The following is a 25276-nucleotide window of genomic DNA, read 5'->3' as shown; positions in this document are numbered from 1 at the left end:
TCTTTAGCCAAATCGAAGGAGGGATACTCATGACTCAAACAAAAAACAGTCCCCCAGCAGAAAGCACTTGGGACAGCTACTTCCTCCATGGCGAATCAGCGTCCGACGACTTTATGCCTGAGGATGACCGATTGGAGGTTCTTGAGTTGAATCACATAGTTCAGGAACGGCTCGACGCCAACGAGATGCCCATCCACGGTTACCTCGACGATCTGATCAACGAGGCTGAGACAGAAACCGTCCGTAAGAATTGAGTTAGGTATCGAATTACTGCGCGTGTAAAAAAGCCCAACCTTCTAGATTGGGCTTAATGGAAACTAAATTCGGGGCAATGTGATTCACTCTCTCAACCCCTATCACCCCATGCTAGTGCACGACTACCGCAGCTGCTTGCGCTTCTTCTTCGCATGAAAATGCCGAAAATGCGCATCCTGCGCCGCCGCCAACAACTCCCGATCCCCACGCGTATCGCCCCAAGCCCGCAGCCGATACTCGCCCAAATCCCCATACACCGCCTCAAGGCGCAGCACCTTATTCTCACAGCGGCAATTATTCCCCGTGAGCTTGCCCGTCAACACCCCGTCGACCACCTCAAGCTCAGTGCCGATCAACCTGATCCCCAGCCGATTCGCAAACGGCTGCAACACCAACGCCGGCGACGCCGAACACAGCGTCACCACCGCCCCCGACCCCAACTCCTGCTCCACCGAGAGCACCCCAGCCGGGCGCATCAACCGCGCCCAATTACGCTGGCAGTACTCCTCGGCCTTCTGCTGCACCCACGCCTTCTCCACCCCCGTCATAAAGGTGCGGATCAACTGCGCCTTCAACTCATCCCGGCTGATCTGGCGCAGCAAAAAGCGCAGCCCAGGCACCGCCAGCTTGACCATCCGGCCATAAAACTCGCCGGTGCCAAAGGCAAACTTGAGGAATGGCACGAAACTGTCGTGGTGGGTCAGGGTGCCGTCGAAGTCAAAGACGGAGAGTACTTTGGCGTCTACGGGGCCGGCTTCGAGCATGTCTGGGTTCACGGGTGGCCTCGGTCCTATCTAGTATTTTTGAGCGTGCATCAGCTGTGACAACAGGAGTTTACTCGCGTATCAATCGGCTTATCTTTGAGTAAAGCCCAGCGGTGAATTCGTCCCGATCACTCGACCGGTGACAACGCTGATGGCAATTGGGGCACAAGGCTACAGCATTGGTGATGCGATCCGAACCCTTCTGGGCGAGGTGCTTGACGTGATGTACTTCAAGAAATGGCAAACCATCGACCTCGAAAGGTGCGTTTGAACCGCAGCCTTCGCAGATGCCCTTGGCTTCTTTTAGTACCCAGGCGCGTACCTTTGGGTCGCGGACAAAGGCGGTGCTGACGGTCGATACTTTCTGCGGCTGGGCGATGCCATCCGGTAGCTTTTGGAAAGGTTGCTGCTGCAGTTTGGATGCGCGGCGGATAAGCGTTTGCTCATCTGCCGTTTGGGCTGCGTCTTCGGATTCGAATACACCCTGCGCGGCAAGCGCTTGACGGATGCGTTGCTCTACGCCTGTACCCACGTTCTTTGCGGGCTTATAACCTTCAATACGGTCCCAGCCCAGACGAACGAGCACGGTGGAAATATTTTGCATGCGAAATTCAATAGAACCCTTCGCACGGCCTGCCACTGGGCCTTCACGCAGAAGGCGGTTTTCGAGCGCTTTGTTGAAAGGTTGGCCGCTCTTTTCCCAGGCCAACATCTTCAAGTACGCCTCGACCGCCGCTGCCAATTCCGCGTCGTTCCAGTCCGTTTTGTCTTTTGCAATATCCATACAGCCGCCGAGGGTAGAAAACCCTCGGACGATACTGAGTAGCCATTATGGCGTCTACGAAATTTCCTACGACTCGGTCGGATTTGGTTGTCGCCGAATTTAGTGAAATCGCTGCTTCATTCGGAAAGGTTGAATGAGCTTGCGCCACCACGGAGTCTTTGCTGATTCTCTCCGATAGGTTCGATTCACTAACAAATACGGCATATCCCGAAGCCTAATCCAGCCTTCATCCTGCCAATGCAGCAGATTCAACGACATCTCTGGCCAATCCAACATGCTCAACAACGGTCGCTCTACCGTTCGTGGCTGGCGCTCGTCCCGCAACGTGGGAACCACTTCATGAGTCAGCCAGCTACGCAGTAGGCGATTCCCCGGTGTGTAGTGATAGACCAACAACGCGTAAGCACCGGACTCACTGATCATCAGCATTTCTTGCGGCTGGCCGTGAAACAGTAGCTTTAGGGTTCTTCGTTGGTCCTCATCGAGCTTGCGCGTCGTTCGCTCATCCAAGTACCAGCCCATCAAACGCCCAAGGTCGCGAGCGCAGAACCAGGGTTGGTTTTCTAAAAGGAGGGTGTGAAGTTGAAGGTTTTGGCGGGTGAAAACGACGGCAACAAGGGGCTCAGCCGTGGCAACCTTCTTGGCTGTCGGCAAGTCGAGCAGATATTGGCTAGGCATTTCCTATGATCTCTACGTGATTGTCGCAAGGGCAGTAGCCCAACGTAGAGAGCGGATTTAAGAAACTCCAACGGGCCGGGTCTCAACCCAGCATTAAGTTCGCATGACTGAGATCAGGCGGATTTTGGCTGTAAGTGAGGCTAGCTTCTACGTTGGGCGTTTCTTAGGCACCGGTGGGCGAGACTATTCAGCATTGAAAATCGCATCAACCCTTGTATGGATGATCTTGGTGTAAGAAGGCTCCTATTTAGATCCCTGAGCATAAAAAAGCCCTGAACATGTCAGGGCTTCTTGATGTTGCCGGCTTAGGAATTAATCCCAGCTCAGCGCGCCGCCAGTCTGGTACTCGATCACGCGGGTTTCGAAGAAGTTCTTCTCTTTCTTCAAGTCCATAATCTCGCTCATCCACGGGAACGGATTCGTCGTGCCTGGGTACTCTTCCTTCAAGCCAATCTGCGACAAACGACGGTTAGCGATGAACTTGAGGTAATCCTCCATCATCGCCGCATTCATGCCCAACACGCCGCGCGGCATGGTGTCGCGAGCATATTCAATCTCCAGCTGAGTCCCTTGCAGGATCATCTGGGTCGCTTCTTCCTTCATCTCAGCATCCCACAAATGCGGGTTTTCGATTTTGATCTGGTTGATCACGTCGATACCGAAGTTCAGGTGCATCGACTCATCACGCAGGATGTACTGGAACTGCTCGGCCACGCCGGTCATTTTGTTGCGGCGGCCCATGGACAAAATCTGGGTGAAGCCGCAGTAGAAGAAGATGCCTTCCAGGACGCAGTAGTAAGCGACGAGGTTGCGCAGCAGTTCTTTGTCGGTCTCGACGGTGCCGGTTTCGAACTTCGGATCGGAGATCGAACGGGTGTACTTGAGGCCCCAGGCTGCCTTTTTGGCGACCGATGGGATCTCGTGGTACATGTTGAAGATCTCGCCTTCATCCATGGCCAACGATTCGATGCAGTACTGGTAGGCGTGGGTGTGGATCGCTTCTTCGAAGGCCTGGCGCAGGATGTACTGGCGGCACTCCGGGTTGGTGATCAGGCGGTACACGGCCAGCACCAGGTTGTTGGCAACCAGGGAGTCGGCGGTGGAGAAGAAGCCGAGGTTGCGCATGACGATGCGGCGTTCGTCGTCGGTCAGGCCTTCGGGGGTTTTCCACAGGGCGATGTCGGCGGTCATGTTGACCTCTTGCGGCATCCAGTGGTTGGCGCAGCCGTCGAGGTACTTCTGCCAGGCCCAGTCGTACTTGAACGGCACGAGTTGGTTGAGGTCGGCGCGGCAGTTGATCATGCGCTTTTCGTCAACGGCGACGCGGGCGGCGGAGCCTTCAAGCTCGGCTAGGCCTTCGGCGACGTCGAGTTTGTCGAGGGCGGCCTTGGCGCGCACGATGGCGGCGGAGTCATTGGCGGTGACGGCGCGGGCTTCGATGGCGGCAGCAGCGCCGGCGCCGTCAAGGCGGTCCATGTTGGCTTCGGTGGCGTGGCCGGCGTTGGCGCCTTTGGCAACTACTTCGCCGTCTTCTTCTTTGTCGAATTCGTCCCAGCTCAGCATGACGTGTCGTCTCCTGCGTGAGGGCTCAAGGTGCCCGTGTGAAACCGGATGGTTGGGTGTTCACACGGCCCAGAGGCCGCGGTGGATCTTAAGGAATCGTTTGTTGCAACAGCTCGCGCAGGCATTAAACGGAATAGGGTAACGGGTGTTCTGCGTGAGGCTTGAGGGGCGGAGCGACAGGTGCATGCTCCAGCGAAGGCCTCAGGTCTGGCTCTTCATCCCGGTGTAAAGGGATATTGCAGGCCCGATTTACCCGCGCATTATAGGGAAAAATTCGACTTTGTGTTGCGGCGGATGGTCTCGGATCACAGACAAAAAGCCTGCTATTTGAGCCAGAGTGAAGGTTTACAGGGGTTTGGCAGGTGAGGATTTTTTTGACGGACGGTGGGCTATTTATAACCGAGGGCAGAAGCAGCCTTTTTGAGGCCGGGGAGGGCTGGCTGGGTGGAGGGGGTTGGTGCTGGGTGATGGCTGAAATTGCCATCGCAGGCAAGCCAGCTCCCACATTTATAGCGTGGTGGGTTCTAGATAGGTTCTTGGCCGCAAGAACGATTGCTTGCGGCGACCAAGATCCGGGGTTAAACCTGACTCAATAACTATTACCCGTTAGAACAACCATTGCCCATTACTTGGTAATTAAGAATATGGCGCTGACCGTGTGAGTCTTCATATTCCATTTGTACCGGTACAACGTGGCAGACTTCCGGAACAGTGCTCATGGACAATACTTTGGCAACATCCAAGTCAGTGCTGTAGGTGTACTCTTCAACAATCGGGGCGTTCTGGCCGGCCAGCTCGGTCGGGGCCTCGTCGGCCAGGGCGGCGGTGGCGCACAAGCTGCTGAGGGCCATAACTACGAGAGCTTTCATTACTGTATTTACCTTCTTCAGGGCGAAAGGGGTCACGTGGCCTTTATGAGGCCGCGTGTGTAACTTAAGAGTTGGTTAGTTCGGATTAACGTTGCCTTCGTGGGGGCTGTTACGTTGTTAATCACGGTGTCGTGTTGACGGAGTGGATTCTAGGCTTGCGCGTTATATTCATATACCCGTGCTTTTGATAAACACTATTGGCGGTTTTTGTAACAATCCCGTGGTAAAGGTTTTTTCATCGGGCGCCAAGGCCACGCAGGGCGCGGGCCAGAGCCGCAAACGGGCATAGCAGGGCAATTTGTAGGGGCTTGTTACTACCATCGTCGAATGGTTCTATGGGTGCGCCCCAGCTACAACAGGGCATACAAAAACAACTATTGTCACCGAGGTAAGAAAGATGAGTGCGGCTTCCCTGTACCCCGTTCGCCCCGAAGTAGCAGCCAACACGCTGACCGACGAGGCGACCTACAAGGCCATGTACCAGCAGTCGGTGGTCAACCCCGATGGCTTCTGGCGCGAGCAAGCCAAGCGCCTTGACTGGGTCAAGCCTTTCACCGCGGTGAAGCAGACCTCTTTCGACGACCACCATGTCGACATCAAATGGTTCGCCGATGGCACCCTCAACGTTTCCTACAACTGCCTGGACCGTCACCTCGCCGAGCGTGGCGATCAGGCGGCGATCATCTGGGAAGGCGATGACCCTTGCGAAAGCCGCACCATCACCTACCGCGAGCTGCATGAAGAAGTCTGCAAGTTCGCCAACGCCCTGCGCGGCCAGGATGTGCACCGCGGCGACGTGGTGACTATCTATATGCCGATGATCCCCGAAGCCGTGGTCGCCATGTTGGCCTGTACCCGCATCGGTGCGATCCACTCCGTGGTATTCGGCGGCTTCTCGCCGGAGGCGCTGGCCGGTCGCATCATCGACTGTAAGTCGAAGGTGGTGATCACCGCCGACGAAGGCATCCGTGCCGGTAAGAAAATTCCACTGAAGGCCAACGTCGACGACGCGCTGACCAACCCGGAAACCAGCAGCATCCAGAAGGTCATTGTGTGCAAGCGCACCAATGGCAATATCAAGTGGAACCAGCATCGCGACATCTGGTACGAAGACTTGATGAAAGTGGCGGGCACCGTGTGTGCGCCCAAAGAGATGGGCGCCGAAGAGGCGCTGTTCATCCTTTATACCTCCGGCTCCACCGGCAAGCCTAAAGGCGTGCAGCACACCACTGGCGGCTACTTGCTGTACGCGGCTCTGACTCACGAGCGCGTGTTCGACTACCGCCCTGGCGAAATCTACTGGTGCACCGCCGACGTCGGCTGGGTCACCGGCCACACCTATATTGTCTACGGCCCGCTGGCGAATGGCGCGACCACGCTGCTGTTCGAAGGCGTGCCGAACTACCCGGACATTACCCGTGTCGGCAAGATCGTCGACAAGCACAAGGTCAATATCCTCTACACCGCGCCTACCGCGATCCGCGCGATGATGGCGTCCGGCACCGCCGCCTGCGAAGGTGTGGATGGCAGCAGCTTGCGCCTGCTCGGTTCTGTCGGTGAGCCGATTAACCCGGAAGCGTGGGACTGGTACTACAAGAACGTCGGCCAATCCCGTTGCCCGATCGTCGACACCTGGTGGCAGACCGAAACCGGCGCCACCTTGATGAGCCCGCTGCCGGGTGCTCATGCACTCAAGCCGGGTTCGGCTGCTCGCCCGTTCTTCGGCGTGGTGCCGGCGCTGGTGGACAACCTGGGCAACATCATCGAGGGCGCTGCCGAAGGCAACCTGGTGATCCTCGATTCGTGGCCGGGCCAGGCGCGTACGCTGTACGGCGACCATGACCGTTTTGTCGACACCTACTTCAAGACCTTCCGTGGCATGTACTTCACCGGTGACGGCGCGCGTCGCGATGAAGATGGCTACTGGTGGATCACCGGCCGTGTGGATGACGTGTTGAACGTGTCTGGCCACCGCATGGGCACCGCCGAGATTGAAAGCGCGATGGTTGCGCACCCTAAAGTCGCCGAAGCGGCGGTGGTGGGCGTGCCGCATGACATCAAGGGGCAGGGCATCTATGTGTATGTCACGCTGAAAAACGGCGAAGAGCCGAATGAGGCGCTGCGCCTGGAGCTGAAAAACTGGGTGCGTAAAGAGATCGGGCCGATTGCTTCGCCGGATGTGATCCAGTGGGCGCCGGGCTTGCCAAAGACGCGCTCGGGGAAAATCATGCGCCGCATTTTGCGCAAGATTGCCACGGCTGAGTATGACGGGCTGGGGGATATCTCGACCTTGGCGGACCCGGGTGTGGTGGCGCACTTGATTGAAACGCACAAGACCATGAACGTCGCGTAAGGCGGGGTTGTGGGACAAAGCCCCATTCGGCGTGAGCCGGGTGGGGCTTTTTTGCAGGATCTCGAAACCGATGCAAATCCCCTGTGGGAGCGGGCTTGCTCGCGAATGCGGTGTATCAGTTAGCAGATGTGCAGCTGACCCAGCGCATTCGAGAGCAAGCCCGCTCCCACATTTGGAGGGTATTTCAAGCTGGCTGAAGTGGTGGTCTGACAGACCCGCATAACCCCCAAGCCAATAAATATCGACTTTCATCGTAGGGCGTTTCTGAATGTTACCGAGCGCCATAAATGTGTAACCCTACGCCCAAACCTGAGGCAAAGTGCTACGCCCGTGCCCCGAAAACCCCCGTTTTAGACACCCTCACAAATAAGATTAAACGCCAGACTTGCCGTGCTAGAAGGGTTTGCGAATAATAGGCCCGCAATTTGCAGCATCAACAGGTTTAATATCTTTTGTCTCTGCATAAAATTCAGAGGCTGTCAATGTGCTGGAACCGCTTTCTCAGTGCTTCTGTAAATTGTTGTCGCATTGAGGAAATATCGGCTTCCGGGCTGTCGTTAGAATGCCGATCACTCGCTCGTCGTTGCAGGTATGCACCTGCGTAGGACGCAGCACCGCTATTCGGTTTCACCTAAGTCGCATCGTGGGCCACGGCTCATACTGCTTTTTGCCCTATACCGATGGAGTCCCAAGATGAAGAAACTTGTGCTGTTGGGCGCCCTGGCGCTGTCCGTGCTGTCCATGCAGGCCTTCGCTGATGAAAAGCCCCTGAAGATTGGTATCGAAGCGGCTTACCCTCCGTTTGCCTCGAAGGCGCCGGATGGCAGCATCGTCGGTTTTGACTACGACATCGGCAACGCCCTGTGCGCCGAGATGAAGGTCAAGTGCGTATGGGTCGAACAAGAGTTCGACGGCCTGATCCCTGCGCTTAAAGTGCGCAAGATCGACGCGATCCTGTCGTCCATGTCCATCACCGAAGACCGCAAGAAATCCGTGGACTTCACCACCCGCTACTACCTGAGCCCGGCGCAGCTGGTGATGAAGGAAGGCACCACCGTCAGCGACAGCCTGGATGAGTTGAAAGGCAAAAAAATTGGCGTGCAGCGCGGTTCGATCCATGACCGTTTCGCCAAGGAAGTCCTGGCCCCTAAAGGCGCCACGGTTGTGCCTTACAGCTCGCAGAACGAAATCTACCTGGACGTGGAAGCCGGTCGCCTCGATGGCACCGTGGCTGACGCCACCCTGCTGCAGGACGGCTTCCTGAAAACCCCGGCCGGTAAAGGCTACGCGTTCGTGGGCCCACAGTTCACCGACGCCAAGTACTTCGGTGACGGCATCGGTATCGCCGTACGCAAAGGCGACAAGGCCAACCTGGACAAGATCAACGCAGCTATCGCCGCGATCCGTGCCAACGGCGAGTACAAGAAAATCCAAGACAAATACTTCGACTTCGATATTTACGGCGCAGACCCTAAGTAACGCGTCGCAGCTGTCTGTCCTAAATGGCGCAAGCAACAGAATTCCTGCGGTTTGCGCCATTTTTTCATCCCCCCTTTTCGAGGACCTGAATCATGTTGAAAGGCTACGGGGCCGTCATCCTCGATGGCGCATGGTTGACGCTTCAGCTCGCCTTGTCGTCCATGGCCTTGGCCATCGTTCTGGGTCTGATCGGGGTCGCGTTACGCCTGTCGCCGGTGCGCTGGTTGGCCTGGCTGGGTGACTTGTACTCCACGGTGATCCGCGGGATCCCCGACTTGGTGCTGATCCTGCTGATTTTCTACGGCGGTCAGGACCTGCTCAACCGCGTCGCGCCGCTGCTGGGCTACGACGACTATATTGACTTGAACCCCTTGGCCGCCGGTATCGGCACCCTGGGTTTCATCTTTGGCGCCTACCTCTCGGAAACCTTCCGTGGCGCCTTCATGGCCATTCCCAAGGGCCAGGCCGAGGCCGGCCTTGCGTATGGCATGAGCAGTTTCCAGGTGTTTTTCCGGGTGATGGTGCCGCAGATGATTCGGCTGGCGATCCCTGGGTTTACCAACAACTGGCTGGTACTCACCAAGGCCACAGCACTGATTTCGGTGGTGGGCCTGCAAGACATGATGTTCAAGGCCAAGCAGGCGGCAGATGCCACGCGCGAGCCTTTTACCTTCTTCCTCGCAGTGGCGGCGATGTACCTGGTGATCACCAGCGTGTCGTTGCTGGCCCTGCGCTATCTTGAGAAGCGCTACTCGGTAGGCGTAAGGGCGGCTGATCTATGATCTTCGACTACAACGTCATCTGGGATGCCATGCCGCTGTACCTCGGCGGCTTGGCAACCACCCTGAAATTGCTGGCTATCTCGCTGTTCTTCGGCCTGCTCGCGGCCTTGCCCCTGGGCTTGATGCGCGTGTCCAAGCAGCCGATTGTCAATGGCGCCGCCTGGCTCTACACCTACGTGATTCGTGGCACACCGATGCTGGTGCAGCTGTTTTTGATCTACTACGGCCTGGCGCAATTTGAAGCGGTGCGCGAAAGCTTTCTGTGGCCGCTGCTCTCCAGCGCCACGTTCTGCGCGTGCCTGGCCTTTGCGATCAACACCAGCGCCTACACCGCCGAGATCATTGCCGGTAGCCTCAAGGCCACCCCGAATGGCGAGATCGAAGCGGCCAAGGCCATGGGCATGTCGCGCTATAAGCTATACCGCCGCATCCTGCTGCCGTCGGCCCTGCGCCGTGCGCTGCCGCAGTACAGCAACGAAGTGATCATGATGCTGCAGACCACGAGCCTTGCGTCCATCGTCACCTTGATCGACATCACCGGTGCGGCGCGCACGGTCAACGCCCAGTTCTACTTGCCGTTCGAGGCCTACATCACGGCCGGCGTGTTCTACCTGTGCCTGACCTTTATCCTGGTACGCCTGTTCAAGTTGGCCGAGCGCCGCTGGCTGAGCTACCTGGCTCCACGGAAGCACTGATATGGAACGTATCGATCACCGGTTGCCCTGGGGCCACCTGGGCTGCGAGCGCCAGCTGAGCGTGTTTCGTTTCGGCAGTGGCGAGCGCAAGGCCTATATCCAGGCCAGCCTGCACGCCGACGAATTGCCCGGCATGCGTGCGGCCTGGGAGCTGAAAAAGCGCCTGACCGAACTGGAACAGCAAGGTGCGCTCAATGGCGTGATCGAGCTGGTGCCGGTGGCCAACCCGATGGGCCTGGGCCAACTGCTGCAAGGCAGCCACCAGGGGCGCTTCGAAGTCGGCAGCGGCAAGAATTTCAACCGCGATTTCGTTGAGTTGAGCGAGCCGGTTACCGAGCTGCTCAAGGGCAAGCTGGGCGATGACCCGCACGCCAATGTGCGCATGATTCGCCAGGCAATGGCCGATGTACTCGCCGCCTTGCCCGAGCCGAGCAGCCAGTTGCAAGGCATGCAACGTGTACTGCTGAGCCACGCGTGCAGCGCCGATATCGTCCTCGACCTGCATTGCGACGCCGAAGCCGCACTGCACATGTACGCGCTGCCGCAGCACTGGCCGCAGTGGCGTTCGCTGTCGGCGCATTTGAATGTGAAAGTCGGCCTGCTGGCGGAAGATTCCGGCGGCAGTTCGTTTGACGAAGCCTGTTCGTTGCCGTGGTTGCGTCTGTCTCGGGCATTTCCCGAGGCGCAGATTCCGCTGGCGTGCCTGGCGACCACCCTGGAACTGGGTGGCCAAGCCGATACCGGTCGCGATGAGGCGATCTTCCACGCCGAAGGAATCCTCGCGTTCCTGGCCGAGCAAGGCCTGATCCAAGGTGAATGGCCCGCGCCGCAACACGAGCCATGCGAAGGCCTGCCCTTCGAAGGCACCGAATTGCTGTTCGCACCCCACGCCGGGGTGATCAGTTACCTGCGTAAAGCCGGTGATTGGGTGGAGACCGGCGAGCCGATTTTTGAAGTGATTGACCCTCTGGAAGACCGCGTGAGCATCATCCGCGCGGGCACCTCGGGGGTGTTGTTTGCCGTTGAACGGCTACGTTATGCCCAAGCGGGTTTCTGGCTGGCCAAGGTGGCGGGGCGCGAAGCGCTGCGTCACGGGCGCTTGCTCAACGACTGACCACCTGTTTTTGTGAGAACCGACCGCATGTACAAACTTGAAGTCCAAGACCTGCATAAACGCTATGGCAGTCATGAAGTGCTCAAAGGCGTGTCCCTGGCCGCCGCGGCCGGTGATGTGATCAGCATCATCGGTTCCAGTGGTTCGGGCAAAAGTACCTTTTTGCGCTGCATCAACCTGCTCGAGCAACCCCACGCCGGCAAGATTCTGCTCAACAACGAAGAGCTCAAGCTGGTGGCCAACAAGGACGGCGCCATGAAGGCCGCCGACCCAAAACAGCTGCAACGCATGCGTTCGCGCCTGTCCATGGTGTTCCAGCATTTCAACCTGTGGTCGCACATGACTGCGCTGGAAAACGTGATGGAAGCGCCGGTGCACGTGCTGGGCATGTCCAAGAAAGACGCGCGTGAAAAAGCCGAGCACTACCTGGCCAAGGTCGGCGTGGGCCATCGTAAGGATGCGTTCCCCGGCCACATGTCCGGCGGCGAGCAGCAGCGCGTGGCGATTGCCCGTGCGCTGGCGATGGAGCCTGAGGTGATGCTGTTCGACGAACCCACCTCGGCGCTCGACCCGGAGCTGGTCGGCGAAGTGCTCAAGGTGATGCAGGACCTGGCCCAGGAAGGCCGCACCATGGTGGTGGTCACTCACGAAATGGGCTTTGCCCGTGAAGTGTCCAACCAACTGGTGTTTTTGCACAAAGGCATCGTTGAAGAACGTGGCAACCCGCGCGAAGTGCTGGTTAACCCGCAATCGGAGCGGTTGCAGCAGTTCCTTTCGGGCAGCCTGAAATAATCAAGACTGCTTTTGTGCACTGAGTTAGTGCATGCTTCACAGTCTTGAGATCGGCTCAATCCCCTGTGGGAGCGGGCTTGCTCGCGAAAGCGGTGGATCAGTCAGCAGATGTGTAGCTGGCCCACCGCATTCGCGAGCAAGCCCGCTCCCACATTGGATCTCCATATGTTTTGAGATTTGTGTTGGTTTACCGGCTAGCATTGGCCCTTGTCTTCATTACCGTTCTTCGCTTCGGATAGCATTCCATGACCGCCCATAAAATTGGTTTCCTGATTTGGCCCAGCACAAAAGCCCTGACGCTTGCGCTGGCTGAGGAGGCCTTGCGCGTTGCTCAGCGGGTGCATCCGGACGTGGTCTACGAGTTGTCGTTCCTGCTCGCCGAGCCTGCCACCAACGGCGCCTGGCAATTGCCGGGCGAGCCGTGGGCCGGCAAGCTCGAAGGCTTCCAGAAACTGTTCCTGCTGGCGGACGAGCCGCCGACCGTCATTGCCTCCCAGCTGAGCACTGCGCTCAAGCAGTTGGTGCGCGCCGGGTGTGTGATCGGCGGTTTGTCGGCGGGTGTGTACCCGCTGGCCCAGCTCGGCCTGCTCGACGGCTACCGCGCCGCCGTGCACTGGCGCTGGCAGGATGATTTCGCCGAGCGGTTCCCCAAGGTCATCGCCACCAGCCATCTGTTCGACTGGGACCGTGATCGCCTGACCGCCTGCGGCGGCATGTCGGTACTTGACCTGCTGCTGGCGGTATTGGCCCGTGACCACGGCGCCGAACTGGCCGGTGCCGTCTCCGAAGAATTGGTGGTAGAGCGCATTCGCGAAGGCGGCGAGCGCCAGCGCATTCCGCTGCAAAACCGCCTGGGCTCCAGCCATCCGAAGCTGACCCAGGCCGTGTTGCTGATGGAAGCCAATATCGAAGAGCCGCTGACCACCGACGAAATCGCCCAGCACGTGTGCGTGTCGCGACGACAGCTGGAGCGCATCTTCAAGCAATACCTTAATCGTGTCCCCAGCCAGTACTACCTGGAACTGCGCCTGAACAAGGCCCGCCAGATGCTCATGCAAACCAGCAAGTCGATCATCCAGATCGGCCTGTCGTGCGGTTTTTCCTCGGGGCCGCACTTCTCCAGCGCCTACCGCAACTTCTTCGGCGCCACCCCGCGCGAAGACCGCAACCAGCGGCGCAGCAGCAGCCCCTTCGAGTTGTCGTCGGTGCCGTCCGAACGCGGCTGATTACTCCTCCATCGGTTGCGCAGCTTGTACAACCAGGTTCACGCCATACTCATCCTGGGTGGCTGCCTCCACCTTAAAACTATTGCCGGTGCGCACGTAATGCTGACGCAGATAGTTCAGGCTCTGTGGCGATAACGGGTTGCTGCTGAAGTCGCAATCGTTGTCGTAGGGCGTTGTCGACTCCAGCAGGTCGGCCGGAATTTCGCTGATCATATTGTTGCTCAGGTCCACCGTTACCAGCTCCTGGAGGCTGAACAGCCCGCGGGGCACTTCGGTGATCCCCGTGTTGGACAGATACAGTGCGTTCAACTGGCTCAGGTTGCTGACATCAGGGGCCACTTCCAGCCGGTTGTTTCTCAGGCTCAGGAACTCAAGCTCTGGCGCGCTGCCCAGGATATCGATGTTCGGCGACGTCAAGCGGATATGGCAGTTCTCAAGGCTCAGGCTGTTGAGTTTGGGCATGTGGGCAACGATGTCAGGAATCTTCCCCAGGTTGCATCGGCTCAGCAGCAATGTTTGCAGGTGGGTGAAGCGTTGGAGTAAGCCGTCGACGTCATTGATGCCGCCAGCTCCAATAATTTCCAGCGATGACACATGATCGAACGTTGCGCTCAGGCGCGGCAGCGAGCCCATGACCGTTGTATCCAGCACCACCGCGTGGGTGAATTGCTCATCCAGGCTTTCCTCGTCTTCCTCGCTTTCGCGACGCCAGGCCTCTTCAAGCAAGGCCTTGAAGCGCTCGCGTTCGTGTTGTTCCAGGGCGGCGGTCTGTTCGTCCAGCGGGATGCCGAGGACCGGGTGGTGGTCGGGTACATTCAGTGCCCATTGCTGAAGGTCGGTTTCCAGTTGGGTGTACTCGGCTTCAAGGCGGGCCAAGGTCGGGGCGACGGCGGCCATGTCGCCGGGCAGGCGAAAGATGAAGCGATCCGCTTCGGGCTCCAGCAATGTCGGATACAGGTTCATGACCCTGGCACGTTCTGCGCTGGGGGCTTGGGCCGCGAACGACTCACCGTGGGCCTGACAGTAGTGTTTGATCAGGTCCAGTGTCGGCCCAGTGAACGAGTTGCCGGAAAGGTCGAACTTTCTGGCGGTGTCCGGGCTGACGCTGAACAGCTCCAGGGGTAACTCGGTGATTCGGTTGTCACTGAGCATGGCTAATTCCAACCGCGGGTGACCCACTGCGCCGTTTGGCACGCGGTCGATGTCGGTGACCGACAGGTCCAGCAGGGTCAGGTCGGGCATCCCTTGGACATCGGGTATCAGCCCCAGGGTATTGTTGTGCAGGTCCAGCGCGTGCAAGCCGCTCATGGCGTTCAATCGCTCAAGGCTTTGCGGGGTGAGGGTGATGTCGCAGTCGCTCAGTATCAGGCTGTTCAGCGTAGGCAGGCTGCTGAGCTGTGGCGGCAAGTCGCCCAGCGGGATGGACCTGATTTCCAGGTGGCGCAGGTTGGGGAACCGATTAAGAAAAGCGTCGATGCCCAGCAGGGGGCCGTCACCCACCAGGGACAGCATCGAGACATGGTTGAAGGTCACGCCCAGCTCCGGCAGATCAGTCGGGCCTGGGCCGTAGAGCCTGAGGGTATGGCCGTTGAGTTCGGGGTTATTGAAGTACTCGTCCCGCTCGGTTTCCCGGCGCCAGCACGCTTGCAATTGCTCGGCCACTATCTTGCGGGTCTGCACCTCGTCATAGCGGCGCTCGGCGGTCATCTCAAGCTGGGTTTCGGGGTCGATGCGCGGGATCGCGGCCTGCCAGGCTTGCAGGTTCTGGCGCACCAGTTGGCGTTGCTCACGCAGGCGGGCGAGGTGGTTGCTGGCGCCTGTCGGCAGGGCCAGCAGGTGTTCGAGCACGGACTGAGCCTGCACATCGTCGAGCGCGGGGAACAATTCGCGTACCTGTGCCAGCAGGGGCGGCGGCCCGTCGCCATAGTCAGCCTGGGCCGGGTAGCCGTCCATGCCGCCCAGCAGTTTCATGGCTTGCGGGTCATAAGTCGGTTTGCGGATCGGGTCTGCGCCGAGCAGCTCGCGCAGTGGATTACGCGCGACGGGATGCCGCGCAAGGTACTGGCGCAGACGGGGCCCCTGATCGATGCCCAAATGAATGGCTTGGCGTTGAGGGTCGGGCAGTGCGTTGAGGATGGCCGAGTAAAAGTCGGTGGGGGCGCTGAGTGCGTCACTGCCGTCATAGGCGGTGTATTCGCCGGTTTCGCTGCGCACCAACGTGCGCACGATGGGCGCCTGCGCCGCACCGATCTGGTCACGCAAGGTGCCGTTGGCAGCATAGTCCCTGAGCTCCAGGCGCACCTGCGCTGGCCAGCCCGGTATCGCGGGCAGTGAGTGCAGGGCCAGGCGCTGGGTGTCTAGGCTTTGATCGCCAAAATGCAAGCCTTCATACGCGCGACTCAGGCGTACCTCTTCGAAGGCGCTACGCGCCAGCAGGTTCAGGCGCTGGGGCGTGCGCTGGTTATCCAGCTCTGCCAGTTCTTTGGCGCTGGCGTGCTCCAGCAGTTTTTGCGCAACGCGCGCGGGCAGGCCTGGCGCGGCGTCCATCAAGCGCTGTGCCCGTGGGTTGCGGGTGGCTTGGTAGGTTGCATAGTGTGACTGGAATAAGGACGCGCGATTTTGCTGGGCAATCGCCGCGAGTTTTTTACGCAGGTGAGCGGCGCGCAGGTCCAGGCTCAGGCTCGAATCACCGACCGCTGCGCCAAAGGCATCGGCGGCATCTTTTGGCGGCAGCAGGGTGAGGATTGCCTTGAGCAGGTCGCCATTGTTCAAGTGGCTCTCGGGTATCTGGATGGCGGGCAGTTGGCTGTCGCCAAACGACCAGGCGATCTGCCCTTGGGCATCGATAAATTGCAGGCAGCGGGTTGGGGGCCAGTCGCCTTGGCTGGTCAGCAGTTGCAGGTTGGCCTGTGGGTCCACTTTGCCGTAAGTCTTGGGGTCATCGCTATTGAGCCGGTCGATCAGGGTTTGAATGTCCCGATCAACCCGCAAGCGCTCCAGGGTGTCCATCAGCAACGCAGGGGGCGCCTCACGGTTGACGTGCATTTTGCGCAGGGCGTTTTCGTCAATGCCGCTGATGCTCAGCGCCAGTGCCTGGTCGGCTTCACTGAGGCCTTCCACGCTGGGCCCCAGGCGGCGCAACAGGGTTTTTTGGTCCCATTGCAGCGGGTGCTCCAGTTCCGTGTGCCAGGCGCCATGACCGTTGTGATGGGCTTTTGGGCGGTAGGCGTCAGGGCGTGAAGGGTGCTGGATGAGCATCGTGTCCGACGCCGGGTGTTCCTCCACCGAGTAAACCTTGTCTTCGAGCTTCAGCAGGTTTTTACGCGAGTGCTGGATCAGGCCGGCCGTGTCACGCTGGGCGTTGGCCGGTACGCTGATGGGGTGCTCGTAGGCCGTGAGGTCGGGTTTCCAGTAGCGGGTCTGGCCATTGGGCAGCGCTACCGGTTTGAAGCGGTCGATAAAGTCGACGATCTCTTTGGGCAGGACCTTGCGAAACTCCCCGATGACGAGCGTGCTGCCAGCGACAAAGGCGCCCAGTTGCACCAGGGTTTCGACCACGCCCACCAAGTGCCCGACCGCCTCGCTGCCCAGGCCTTCGCTCCAGTCGATGATCCCTTCGAACACCTCATCGAGCAGTTGGTAGGCCATGTAACCCAGCATCAATTCACCGGCAAACGGCACGAAGGGCGCGATGATCAGGGTGGCGGCCTCCAGGATTGAGGACGCGATATTCACGAATGAATCCCACAGCGCCCAGCGCGCGTTGCGGTCCACGGTTGCCGTGGCGACAGCGCGGCTGCGCCCGTCGTTGAGGATTTGATTAAGCCTGCGCTGGTACTGGTGGCGCCACAGGTCGTGACCGCCTGGGGTGGCGACGAAACGCACGCGTGGGTTGTCGGTCGGGGTTTGACGCCAGATCGGCTGGCTGCTGCCCTGAACGTAGGGGTGCCAAGTGATCTTGCCGAGCAGTTGGCTCAGGTTGGCGAAAAAGTGGCCGCGTTGTGCATGCGGCACAAACCGGCTGAAGAACCGTTGGTAAGGCTCATCGCGCAGTTGGCGCACCAGTTCTTTTTGCAGCGCCTGGGACGAGGGGTATTCCTTGATCGGGTGCTCGGGGTCACCCGGCACATAAGCCACGATGCGGGCTGCCCCGCGTGAAAGTTCCAGGTCGGGACCGAAGACGATGATGCCGGGCAAGTCCGCGCCCATCAGGCTCAGGTCGTGGTAGCGCAGCGCCTGGCCGTCCAGGCGCATGCCGGCCAGGCCGTCGAGCAGGCCCTGGATCAAACGGAAATAGCTCGGTTGCAGGTCGCCGCTGATCAACGCCCACTGCAGTGCGGCCTGTAACTCGGCTTTCTGGCTGCGTTCGACTTTGAGCTGTAAGGCGGCCTGGGTCACCGGCTCGGTCATGCCCAGTTGTTGTTGCAGGTAGGCGGCATACAGCGCGCCGATGTCCAGGTCGCGGCAAAGCTGGGTAAAGGCGCGAATCGACAGCACACGTTTGATGTCTGGCAACGTGTCGAATTGGCCTCTGGCGTCAGGGCGGGTAATAAAGGTCGACGCGCTTTCATGGGCGTCTGCCTGGGTTTCCTGGTGTTCGAAGTTGTGCAGGGCGGCCTCCAGCAGCGAGACGGTCCAGGTACGCGCGGCGCCCGAGGGGATCGGGAAGCCGGGGATCGTTTGTGGGATGTAGAGGCGCAGGAAGGTGTTGTTCACATCCAAGTCCAGGCCGAACCGCGTTTTCAGGGCGAGGCTGAGGATCGGTGCGCCAAAGTGCTGGGCGTCCTGCACGTGGGCGAGGGCGTGCTCGACGGTGTTTTGCGCGTCCCAGTGGGCGGTGGCCAGGCGCTTGAGCTCGCGTTGGCCCGGTTCGGCGCCGTCGCGTAACGGCTGAGGCAGGCGCACAACGCTTTGGCCCAGCGCCTGGCGACGGCGCGGGGAGGCTTCGCCGAGCCAGCGCGGGATCGCGCTTTTGAGCAGTGCGTAATGCCGGTCGGGCTGAACGAAAAGGTGGTTATGCGGCGTTTGTTGTACAGAGTCAGGCATGTTGCCAATCCTTGAGGGTGCTTAAAGTGCTCAAGTAAATCGGCAGGCGGCGAGGGCGGGGTGCTATTGGATTATCGCAATGGGCATGGGTTGATCGGATGCCGGAGCGTTGTGCCGAAAAATTCGCCGCTGGTTTACACTGCGCCATTGCGACGCAATATGTCGCATTGCCGTAAACCCGCGTAAAACCGGGGTTGGCGCTATAAGAAGTTGTCGCTTGGCGACAAGGTGGCGCTGAAAACTGTCCTTACAATCCCTGCATCGTCTGCCAGTTCCAGGCAGGCGTTCCTCTTCAGGAGACTCCGATGTCCGTTGAGCAAGCCCCGGTGCAACGTGCCGATTTCGACCAGGTCATGGTTCCCAACTACGCACCTGCCGCATTCATCCCTGTGCGTGGCGCGGGTTCGCGCGTGTGGGACCAGGCGGGTCGCGAGCTGATCGACTTTGCCGGCGGCATCGCGGTTAACGTACTGGGCCACGCCCACCCGGCGCTGGTCGGTGCACTGACCGAACAAGCCAACAAGCTGTGGCATGTCTCCAACGTGTTCACCAATGAGCCGGCCCTGCGCCTGGCGCATAAGCTGATCGACGCCACCTTTGCCGAGCGCGTGTTCTTCTGCAACTCCGGCGCCGAAGCCAACGAGGCCGCGTTCAAGCTGGCCCGTCGCGTCGCGTTCGACCGTTTCGGCACTGAGAAGTACGAGATCATCGCCGCGCTGAACAGCTTCCACGGCCGTACCCTGTTCACCGTCAACGTCGGTGGCCAGTCGAAGTACTCCGATGGTTTCGGGCCTAAAATTACCGGCATCACCCACGTTCCTTATAACGATCTGGATGCGCTGAAAGCCGCCGTATCAGGCAAGACCTGCGCCGTGGTGCTCGAACCGATCCAAGGCGAAGGCGGCGTGCTGCCGGCCGAGCTGGCTTACCTGCAAGGTGCCCGCGAGCTGTGCGACGCCAACAACGCGTTGCTGGTGTTCGATGAAGTGCAAACCGGCATGGGCCGCAGCGGCCACCTGTTCGCTTATCAGCACTACGGCGTGACGCCAGACATCCTCACCAGCGCCAAGAGCCTGGGCGGCGGTTTCCCGATTGCGGCCATGCTCACTCGCGAAGACCTGGCCAAGCACCTGGTGGTCGGTACTCACGGCACCACCTACGGCGGCAACCCGCTGGCGTGCGCGGTGGCCGAAGCGGTGATCGACGTGATCAACACCCCAGAAGTGCTGGCTGGTGTGAACGCCAAGCACGACCTGTTCAAGGCGCGCCTGGAACAGATCGGCAAGCAATACGGCATCTTCACCGAAGTACGCGGCATGGGCCTGCTGATCGGTTGCGTGCTCAGCGATGCGTTCAAAGGCAAGGCCAAGGACGTGTTCAACGCGGCCGAAAAAGAAAACCTGATGATCCTGCAAGCCGGCCCCGACGTGGTGCGTTTCGCCCCGAGCCTGGTGGTGGAAGAGGCCGACATCAACGAAGGCCTGGATCGTTTTGAACGTGCTGTGAAAACGCTGACCCAAGCCTGATAGACCGTTCGATGCTCAAACGATTGGGCATCGAACCCAAATTTTATAATGCCGGACCGAGTCAACTGTGGGAGCCGCTTTTGTGGCGAGGGAGCTTGCTCCCGCTGGGCTGCGCAGCGGCCCCAAGATTTTGGGAGCGCTTCGCACTCCAGCGGGAGCAAGCTCCCTCGCCACAAAAACCCTCTCTGAATCAGAGCCTGTCCGGCATTTTTCCCTCTGTGAGTTTTTCGAGTTAAGGAGTGACACCATGCTGGTGATGCGCCCCGCGCAAATGGCTGATCTGGGCGAGGTACAGCGTCTGGCTGCGGACAGCCCGATTGGTGTCACCTCCTTGCCGGATGATGTGGAACGCCTGAGCGACAAGATCGCCGCCAGCGAAGCGTCCTTCGCGGCCGAGGTGAGTTTCAACGGTGAAGAGAGCTACTTCTTTGTGCTCGAAGACACCGAGACCGGCAAGCTCGCCGGCTGTTCGGCCATTGTGGCCTCGGCCGGTTACTCGGAGCCGTTCTACAGTTTCCGTAACGAAACCTTCGTGCACGCCTCCCGCGAGCTGAAGATCCACAACAAGATCCACGTGCTTTCCCAGTGCCACGACCTCACCGGCAACAGCCTGCTCACCAGTTTCTACGTGGTGCCCGAGCTGGTTGGTTCGCCGTGGTCGGAGCTCAATTCGCGTGGCCGCCTGCTGTTTGTCGCCAGCCACCCCGAGCGCTTTGCCGACTCGGTGGTGACCGAAATTGTCGGCTACAGCGACGAGAACGGTGACTCGCCTTTCTGGGACGCCATCGGCCGTAACTTCTTCGACCTCAACTACGCCGCTGCCGAGCGCCTGTGCGGGCTGAAAAGCCGCACCTTCCTCGCCGAGCTGATGCCGCACTACCCGATCTACGTGCCGTTGCTGCCGGACGCAGCGCAGGAAGCCATGGGCCAGGTGCACCCGCGTGCGCAGATCACCTTCGACATCCTGATGCGTGAAGGCTTTGAAACCGACCACTACATCGACATCTTCGACGGCGGCCCAACGCTGCACGCGCGGGTTTCGGGCATTCGCTCGATCGCCCAGAGCCGCGTGGTGCCGGTGAAGATCGGCGAGATGGTCAAGGGTGCCGGCCGTCAGTACCTGGTGAGCAACGCGCAATTGCAGGATTACCGCGCGGTGATGCTGGACCTGGACTACGCGCCCGGCAAACCAGTGACCCTGGACCTGGAAACGGCCGAAGCCCTGGGTGTTGGCGAAGGTGCCAGCGTGCGCCTGGTCGCGGTTTAAAGCAGAGTTTTGCGGGTGGCCTGGAGCAGGCGGCCCGTCTGAGGAGATAGCATGATCGTTCGTCCCGTACGCAGCAGCGATTTACCGGCCCTGATTGATCTGGCGCGCAGCACTGGCACCGGCCTCACCACCTTGCCGGCCAACGAAGAGCGCCTGGCCCACCGGGTCGGCTGGGCAGAAAAGACCTTTCGCGGCGAAGCCGGGCGCGGTGATGCCGACTACCTGTTCGTGCTGGAAAACGACGAAGGCCGCGTGGTGGGCATTTCCGCCATCGCTGGCGCCGTCGGCCTGCGCGAGCCTTGGTACAACTTCCGGGTCGGCCTGACGGTCAGCGCCTCCCAGGAGCTGAACATCTACCGCGAAATCCCGACGCTGTTTTTGGCCAACGACCTCACCGGCAATTCCGAGTTGTGCTCGCTGTTCCTGCACGCCGATTACCGCAACGGCCTCAACGGCCGCATGCTGGCCAAGGCGCGCATGCTGTTTATCGCTGAATTCCCGCAGTTGTTCGGCAACAAGATCATTGCCGAGATGCGTGGCGTGTCCAACGACGCCGGGCGCTCGCCGTTCTGGGAAAGCCTGGGCCGGCATTTCTTCAAGATGGAATTCAGCCAGGCTGATTACCTGACCGGCGTGGGCAACAAGGCGTTTATCGCCGAGCTGATGCCGAAGTTTCCGCTGTACAGCTGCTTCCTGTCTGAAGACGCGCGCAATGTGATCGGCAAGGTTCACCCGGACACCGAACCGGCGCTGAGCATGCTCAAGAGCGAAGGCTTCAGCTACCAGGGCTATGTCGATATTTTCGACGCCGGCCCGGCGGTGGAGTGTGAGACCAGCAAAATCCGTGCGGTGCGCGACAGCCAGTCGCTGGTGCTCGCCATCGGCACGCCGGGGGACGACGCCACGCCGTTCCTGATTCATAACCGCAAGCGCGAGGAGTGCCGCATTACCGCCGCTCCGGCCCGTCTGGCGGCAGGCACTTTGGTGGTCGACCCACAGACCGCCAAGCGCTTGCAACTGGTGGTGGGTGATCAAGTGCGCGCTGTTGCGTTGTCTGCTGCTCGGGAGTCGAAGTCATGAATTCGCTGTATATCGCAGGTAGCTGGCTGGCTGGCCAGGGTGAACTGTTTGAATCGCGCAACCCGGTCACCCAGCAAGTGCTGTGGGCCGGCAATGGCGCCACTGTCGAACAGGTTGAGTCCGCCGTGCAGGCCGCGCGCCAGGCGTTTCCAAGCTGGGCCCGGCGCCCGCTGGAAGAGCGCATCAGCGTGCTGGAAACCTTCGCCGCCACGCTGAAAAGCCGCGCCGATGAAATCGCCCGTTGCATCGGCGAAGAAACCGGCAAGCCGCTGTGGGAGTCGGCCACCGAAGTCACCAGCATGGCCAACAAGATTGCCATTTCGGTGCAAAGCTACCGCGAACGTACCGGCGAGAAGAGCGGCCCGTTGGGCGATGCCACCGCCGTATTGCGCCACAAGCCTCATGGTGTGGTGGCAGTGTTTGGGCCTTACAACTTCCCTGGCCACTTGCCGAACGGGCATATCGTCCCGGCCTTGCTGGCGGGCAATACCGTGCTGTTCAAGCCGAGCGAGCTGACCCCGAAAGTCGCCGAGTTGACCGTGCAGTGCTGGATCGACGCCGGCTTGCCGGCGGGCGTGTTGAACCTGCTGCAAGGCGCGCGGGAAACCGGCATCGCGCTGGCGGCCAACCCGGGTATCGACGGGTTGTTTTTCACCGGTTCCAGCCGCACCGGCAACCACCTGCATCAGCAATTCTCCGGGCGCCCGGACAAGATCCTCGCGCTGGAAATGGGCGGTAATAACCCGCTGGTGGTCGATGAAGTCGCCGACGTGGATGCGGCGGTCTACACGATTATCCAGTCGGCGTTCATTTCGGCCGGCCAGCGTTGCACCTGTGCCCGTCGCCTGCTGGTGCCGCAAGGCGCCTGGGGCGATGCGTTACTGGCGCGTCTGGTGGCGGTGAGCGCGACAATTGCAGTCGGTGCGTTCGACCAGCAGCCGGCGCCGTTCATGGGCTCGGTGATTTCCCTCGGCGCAGCCAAAGCCTTGATGGACGCTCAGGAGCTGATGTTGGCCAATGGCGCGGTGGCGCTGCTGGAAATGACCCAGCCCCAGGCTCAAGCCGCGTTGCTGACCCCAGGCATTATTGACGTGACCGGTGTGACCGAGCGCGAAGATGAAGAGCTGTTCGGCCCGCTGTTGCAGGTGATCCGCTACGCTGACTTTGCCGCGGCGATCGCGGAGGCCAACAACACCCAATACGGGTTGGCCGCGGGTTTGTTGTCGGATTCCGAAGTACGCTACCAGCAGTTCTGGCTGGAAAGCCGCGCCGGTATCGTCAACTGGAACAAACAGCTGACCGGCGCGGCCAGCACCGCGCCGTTCGGTGGGGTAGGTGCCTCGGGCAATCATCGCGCCAGTGCTTATTACGCGGCGGATTATTGCGCGTACCCGGTGGCCTCGCTTGAGACCCCGAGCCTGGTGGTTCCAGCCACGCTGACCCCTGGTATTACACTGATCTAAATGTGGGAGCGGGCTTGTGTGGGAGCTGGCTTGCCTGCGATGCAGGCGACGCGGTCTTTCTGCACAACCGAGGTGACGCCATCGCAGGCAAGCCAGCTCCCACACTTGATCGGGTTTACAGCTATAGATCTGCACTAGATGCCTATAAAAACAGATGTTCGTGGAGCCTCGCCGATGAAATCCTATGAAGTCAATTTTGACGGTCTAGTGGGGCCGACCCATAACTACGGCGGTTTGTCCTACGGCAACGTCGCGTCCCAGAGCAACAGCCAGCAGTCTTCGAACCCCAAGGTTGCGGCGTTGCAGGGCCTGCAGAAAATGAAAGCCCTGATGGACATGGGCTTTGTGCAAGGTGTGCTGGCGCCGCAGGAGCGTCCTGACGTGGCGGCCTTGCGCAACCTCGGTTTCAGCGGCACCGACGCTCAAGTCATCCAGCAAGCGGCCAAGCAAGCCATGCCTTTGCTGGTTGCCAGCTGCTCGGCATCGAGCATGTGGGTGGCCAACGCCGCCACCGTCAGCCCGAGCGCCGATACGGCGGATGGTCGCGTGCATTTCACCGCCGCCAACCTCAACTGCAAATACCACCGCAGCATCGAGCACCCGACCACCAGCCGCGTGCTGGGCGCGATGTTTGCCGACCAAAAGCACTTCGCCCACCACGCCGCGTTGCCGGCGGTGGCGCAGTTCGGCGACGAAGGCGCGGCGAACCACACGCGTTTTTGCCGTGAGTATGGCGAGGCCGGCGTTGAGTTCTTCGTGTTCGGCCGCAGTGCCTTCGACACCCGCTACCCGGCGCCGCAAAAATACCCGGCGCGCCAGACCCTCGAAGCGTCCCAGGCCGTCGCACGCCTGCACGGCTTGAAGGACGACGGTGTGGTCTACGCCCAGCAAAACCCGTCGGTGATCGATGCCGGTGTGTTCCACAACGATGTGATCGCGGTGGGCAACGGCGAAGTGCTGTTCTATCACGAGGACGCGTTCCTCAACACCGAGCAGATGCTGGGCGAGCTGCAAGGCAAGTTGGCCAAGCTGGGCGGTAACTTCCAGTCGGTGTGCGTGCCCCGCGCCCAGGTCAGCGTTGAAGACGCGGTGCGTTCCTACCTGTTCAACAGCCAGTTGCTGACCCGCGCCGACGGCTTGATGCTGCTGATCGTGCCGGAAGAATGCCGCGCCAACGAGCGCGTCTGGCGATACCTGCAAGGCTTGACCGCGTCCGGTGGGTTGATCCGCGAGGTGAAAGTATTTGATCTCAAGCAAAGCATGCAGAATGGCGGTGGCCCGGCGTGCCTGCGGTTGCGCGTGGCCTTGAATGAAACTGAACTGGCGGCGGTGAACCCAGGCGTTATCATGACCGCGCCGTTGTACGAAACACTGACCCAATGGGTCGACAAGCACTACCGCGACAGCCTGCGTGAAACCGACCTGGCTGACCCGCAATTGCTGCTTGAGTGCCGGACGGCACTGGATGAACTGACGCAAATCCTTAAACTGGGCTCGGTTTATCCTTTCCAGATCAATTAATTGCGCATGGCTGAGAACT

19 protein-coding genes are annotated in these 25276 nt (G+C 60.1%); 13 read left to right on the top strand and 6 right to left on the bottom strand.

Annotated features, from left to right (window positions below; translation table 11 throughout):
- Positions 1 to 29: 29 nt before the first annotated feature.
- Complete coding sequence (locus tag ACA065_RS23640; protein WP_497691749.1) at positions 30 to 254, top strand: AbrB/MazE/SpoVT family DNA-binding domain-containing protein; 225 nt, start codon at positions 30 to 32, stop codon at positions 252 to 254.
- A 123-nt stretch (positions 255 to 377) separates the two neighbouring features.
- Here the strand turns inward: ACA065_RS23640 and ACA065_RS23635 are convergent, their stop codons facing one another.
- From ACA065_RS23635 to ACA065_RS23615, 5 genes are all read right to left on the bottom strand, one after another.
- Positions 378 to 1019, bottom strand: coding sequence for an HAD-IB family hydrolase (locus ACA065_RS23635; protein WP_497695410.1), 642 nt, complete (start codon positions 1017 to 1019; stop codon positions 378 to 380).
- A 70-nt stretch (positions 1020 to 1089) separates the two neighbouring features.
- Positions 1090 to 1803 carry an HNH endonuclease gene (locus ACA065_RS23630; RefSeq protein ID WP_497691748.1) on the bottom strand — a complete coding sequence of 238 codons (714 nt, stop codon included), beginning with the start codon at positions 1801 to 1803 and terminating at the stop codon, positions 1090 to 1092.
- A gap of 99 nt (positions 1804 to 1902) precedes the next feature.
- The gene (locus tag ACA065_RS23625) at positions 1903 to 2481 is read right to left on the bottom strand and encodes a BRO-N domain-containing protein (protein ID WP_497691747.1); all 579 of its coding nucleotides are present in this window, start codon (positions 2479 to 2481) and stop codon (positions 1903 to 1905) included.
- A 312-nt stretch (positions 2482 to 2793) separates the two neighbouring features.
- A complete protein-coding gene (locus tag ACA065_RS23620) occupies positions 2794 to 4044 on the bottom strand; it encodes a ribonucleotide-diphosphate reductase subunit beta (protein ID WP_167663725.1) in 1251 nt (416 codons plus the stop codon).
- 599 nt (positions 4045 to 4643) lie between these two features.
- Entirely contained in the window at positions 4644 to 4913 is a 270-nt protein-coding gene (locus tag ACA065_RS23615) for a DUF2790 domain-containing protein (RefSeq protein ID WP_497691746.1), read from the bottom strand.
- Positions 4914 to 5310: 397 nt separating this feature from the next.
- Here ACA065_RS23615 and acs point away from each other — a divergent pair, with 397 nt between their 5' ends.
- The 7 genes from acs (at position 5311) to ACA065_RS23580 (ending at position 13354) form a co-directional block, all read left to right on the top strand.
- Positions 5311 to 7266: an acetate--CoA ligase gene (gene acs / locus ACA065_RS23610; protein WP_497691745.1), complete on the top strand. Its 1956-nt coding sequence runs from the start codon at positions 5311 to 5313 to the stop codon at positions 7264 to 7266.
- Positions 7267 to 7959: 693 nt separating this feature from the next.
- Positions 7960 to 8745 carry an ABC transporter substrate-binding protein gene (locus ACA065_RS23605; RefSeq protein ID WP_497691744.1) on the top strand — a complete coding sequence of 262 codons (786 nt, stop codon included), beginning with the start codon at positions 7960 to 7962 and terminating at the stop codon, positions 8743 to 8745.
- A gap of 92 nt (positions 8746 to 8837) precedes the next feature.
- Positions 8838 to 9527, top strand: a complete 690-nt coding sequence (locus ACA065_RS23600; protein ID WP_053257623.1) for an ABC transporter permease — start codon at positions 8838 to 8840, stop codon at positions 9525 to 9527.
- Complete coding sequence (locus tag ACA065_RS23595) at positions 9524 to 10222, top strand: ABC transporter permease (RefSeq protein ID WP_497691743.1); 699 nt, start codon at positions 9524 to 9526, stop codon at positions 10220 to 10222. Before ACA065_RS23600 ends, ACA065_RS23595 begins: the two co-directional genes overlap by 4 nt.
- A 1-nt stretch (position 10223) precedes the next feature.
- Complete coding sequence (locus ACA065_RS23590) at positions 10224 to 11336, top strand: succinylglutamate desuccinylase/aspartoacylase family protein (protein WP_497691742.1); 1113 nt, start codon at positions 10224 to 10226, stop codon at positions 11334 to 11336.
- A gap of 27 nt (positions 11337 to 11363) precedes the next feature.
- On the top strand, positions 11364 to 12128 hold the full coding sequence (locus tag ACA065_RS23585) for an ABC transporter ATP-binding protein (RefSeq protein WP_003214336.1): 765 nt from the start codon (positions 11364 to 11366) through the stop codon (positions 12126 to 12128).
- Between the two features lie 245 nt (positions 12129 to 12373).
- A complete protein-coding gene (locus ACA065_RS23580; protein WP_497691741.1) occupies positions 12374 to 13354 on the top strand; it encodes a GlxA family transcriptional regulator in 981 nt (326 codons plus the stop codon).
- Here ACA065_RS23580 and ACA065_RS23575 read toward each other — a convergent pair whose 3' ends face one another.
- Entirely contained in the window at positions 13355 to 18400 is a 5046-nt protein-coding gene (locus ACA065_RS23575; RefSeq protein ID WP_497691740.1) for a dermonecrotic toxin domain-containing protein, read from the bottom strand.
- Between the two features lie 305 nt (positions 18401 to 18705).
- Here ACA065_RS23575 and ACA065_RS23570 point away from each other — a divergent pair, with 305 nt between their 5' ends.
- The 5 genes from ACA065_RS23570 (at position 18706) to astB (ending at position 25257) form a co-directional block, all read left to right on the top strand.
- Positions 18706 to 19926 (top strand): aspartate aminotransferase family protein, encoded by a 1221-nt coding sequence (locus ACA065_RS23570; protein ID WP_497691739.1) that lies wholly within the window; start codon positions 18706 to 18708, stop codon positions 19924 to 19926.
- Positions 19927 to 20173: 247 nt separating this feature from the next.
- Positions 20174 to 21193 carry an arginine/ornithine succinyltransferase subunit alpha gene (aruF, locus tag ACA065_RS23565; protein ID WP_159959192.1) on the top strand — a complete coding sequence of 340 codons (1020 nt, stop codon included), beginning with the start codon at positions 20174 to 20176 and terminating at the stop codon, positions 21191 to 21193.
- Positions 21194 to 21244: 51 nt separating this feature from the next.
- Complete coding sequence (astA, locus tag ACA065_RS23560) at positions 21245 to 22273, top strand: arginine N-succinyltransferase (RefSeq protein WP_497691738.1); 1029 nt, start codon at positions 21245 to 21247, stop codon at positions 22271 to 22273.
- On the top strand, positions 22270 to 23736 hold the full coding sequence (gene astD / locus ACA065_RS23555; protein ID WP_497691737.1) for a succinylglutamate-semialdehyde dehydrogenase: 1467 nt from the start codon (positions 22270 to 22272) through the stop codon (positions 23734 to 23736). The genes astA and astD overlap by 4 nt, the downstream gene beginning before the upstream one ends.
- Before the next feature lie 174 nt (positions 23737 to 23910).
- Positions 23911 to 25257, top strand: a complete 1347-nt coding sequence (gene astB, locus ACA065_RS23550) for an N-succinylarginine dihydrolase (RefSeq protein WP_497691736.1) — start codon at positions 23911 to 23913, stop codon at positions 25255 to 25257.
- Positions 25258 to 25276: the final 19 nt, after the last annotated feature.

Source organism: Pseudomonas sp. LBUM1640, assembly GCF_059716225.1.
Note: the sequence above shows the minus strand (reverse complement) of the source record. Positions and strands in the feature narration are given on the sequence as shown.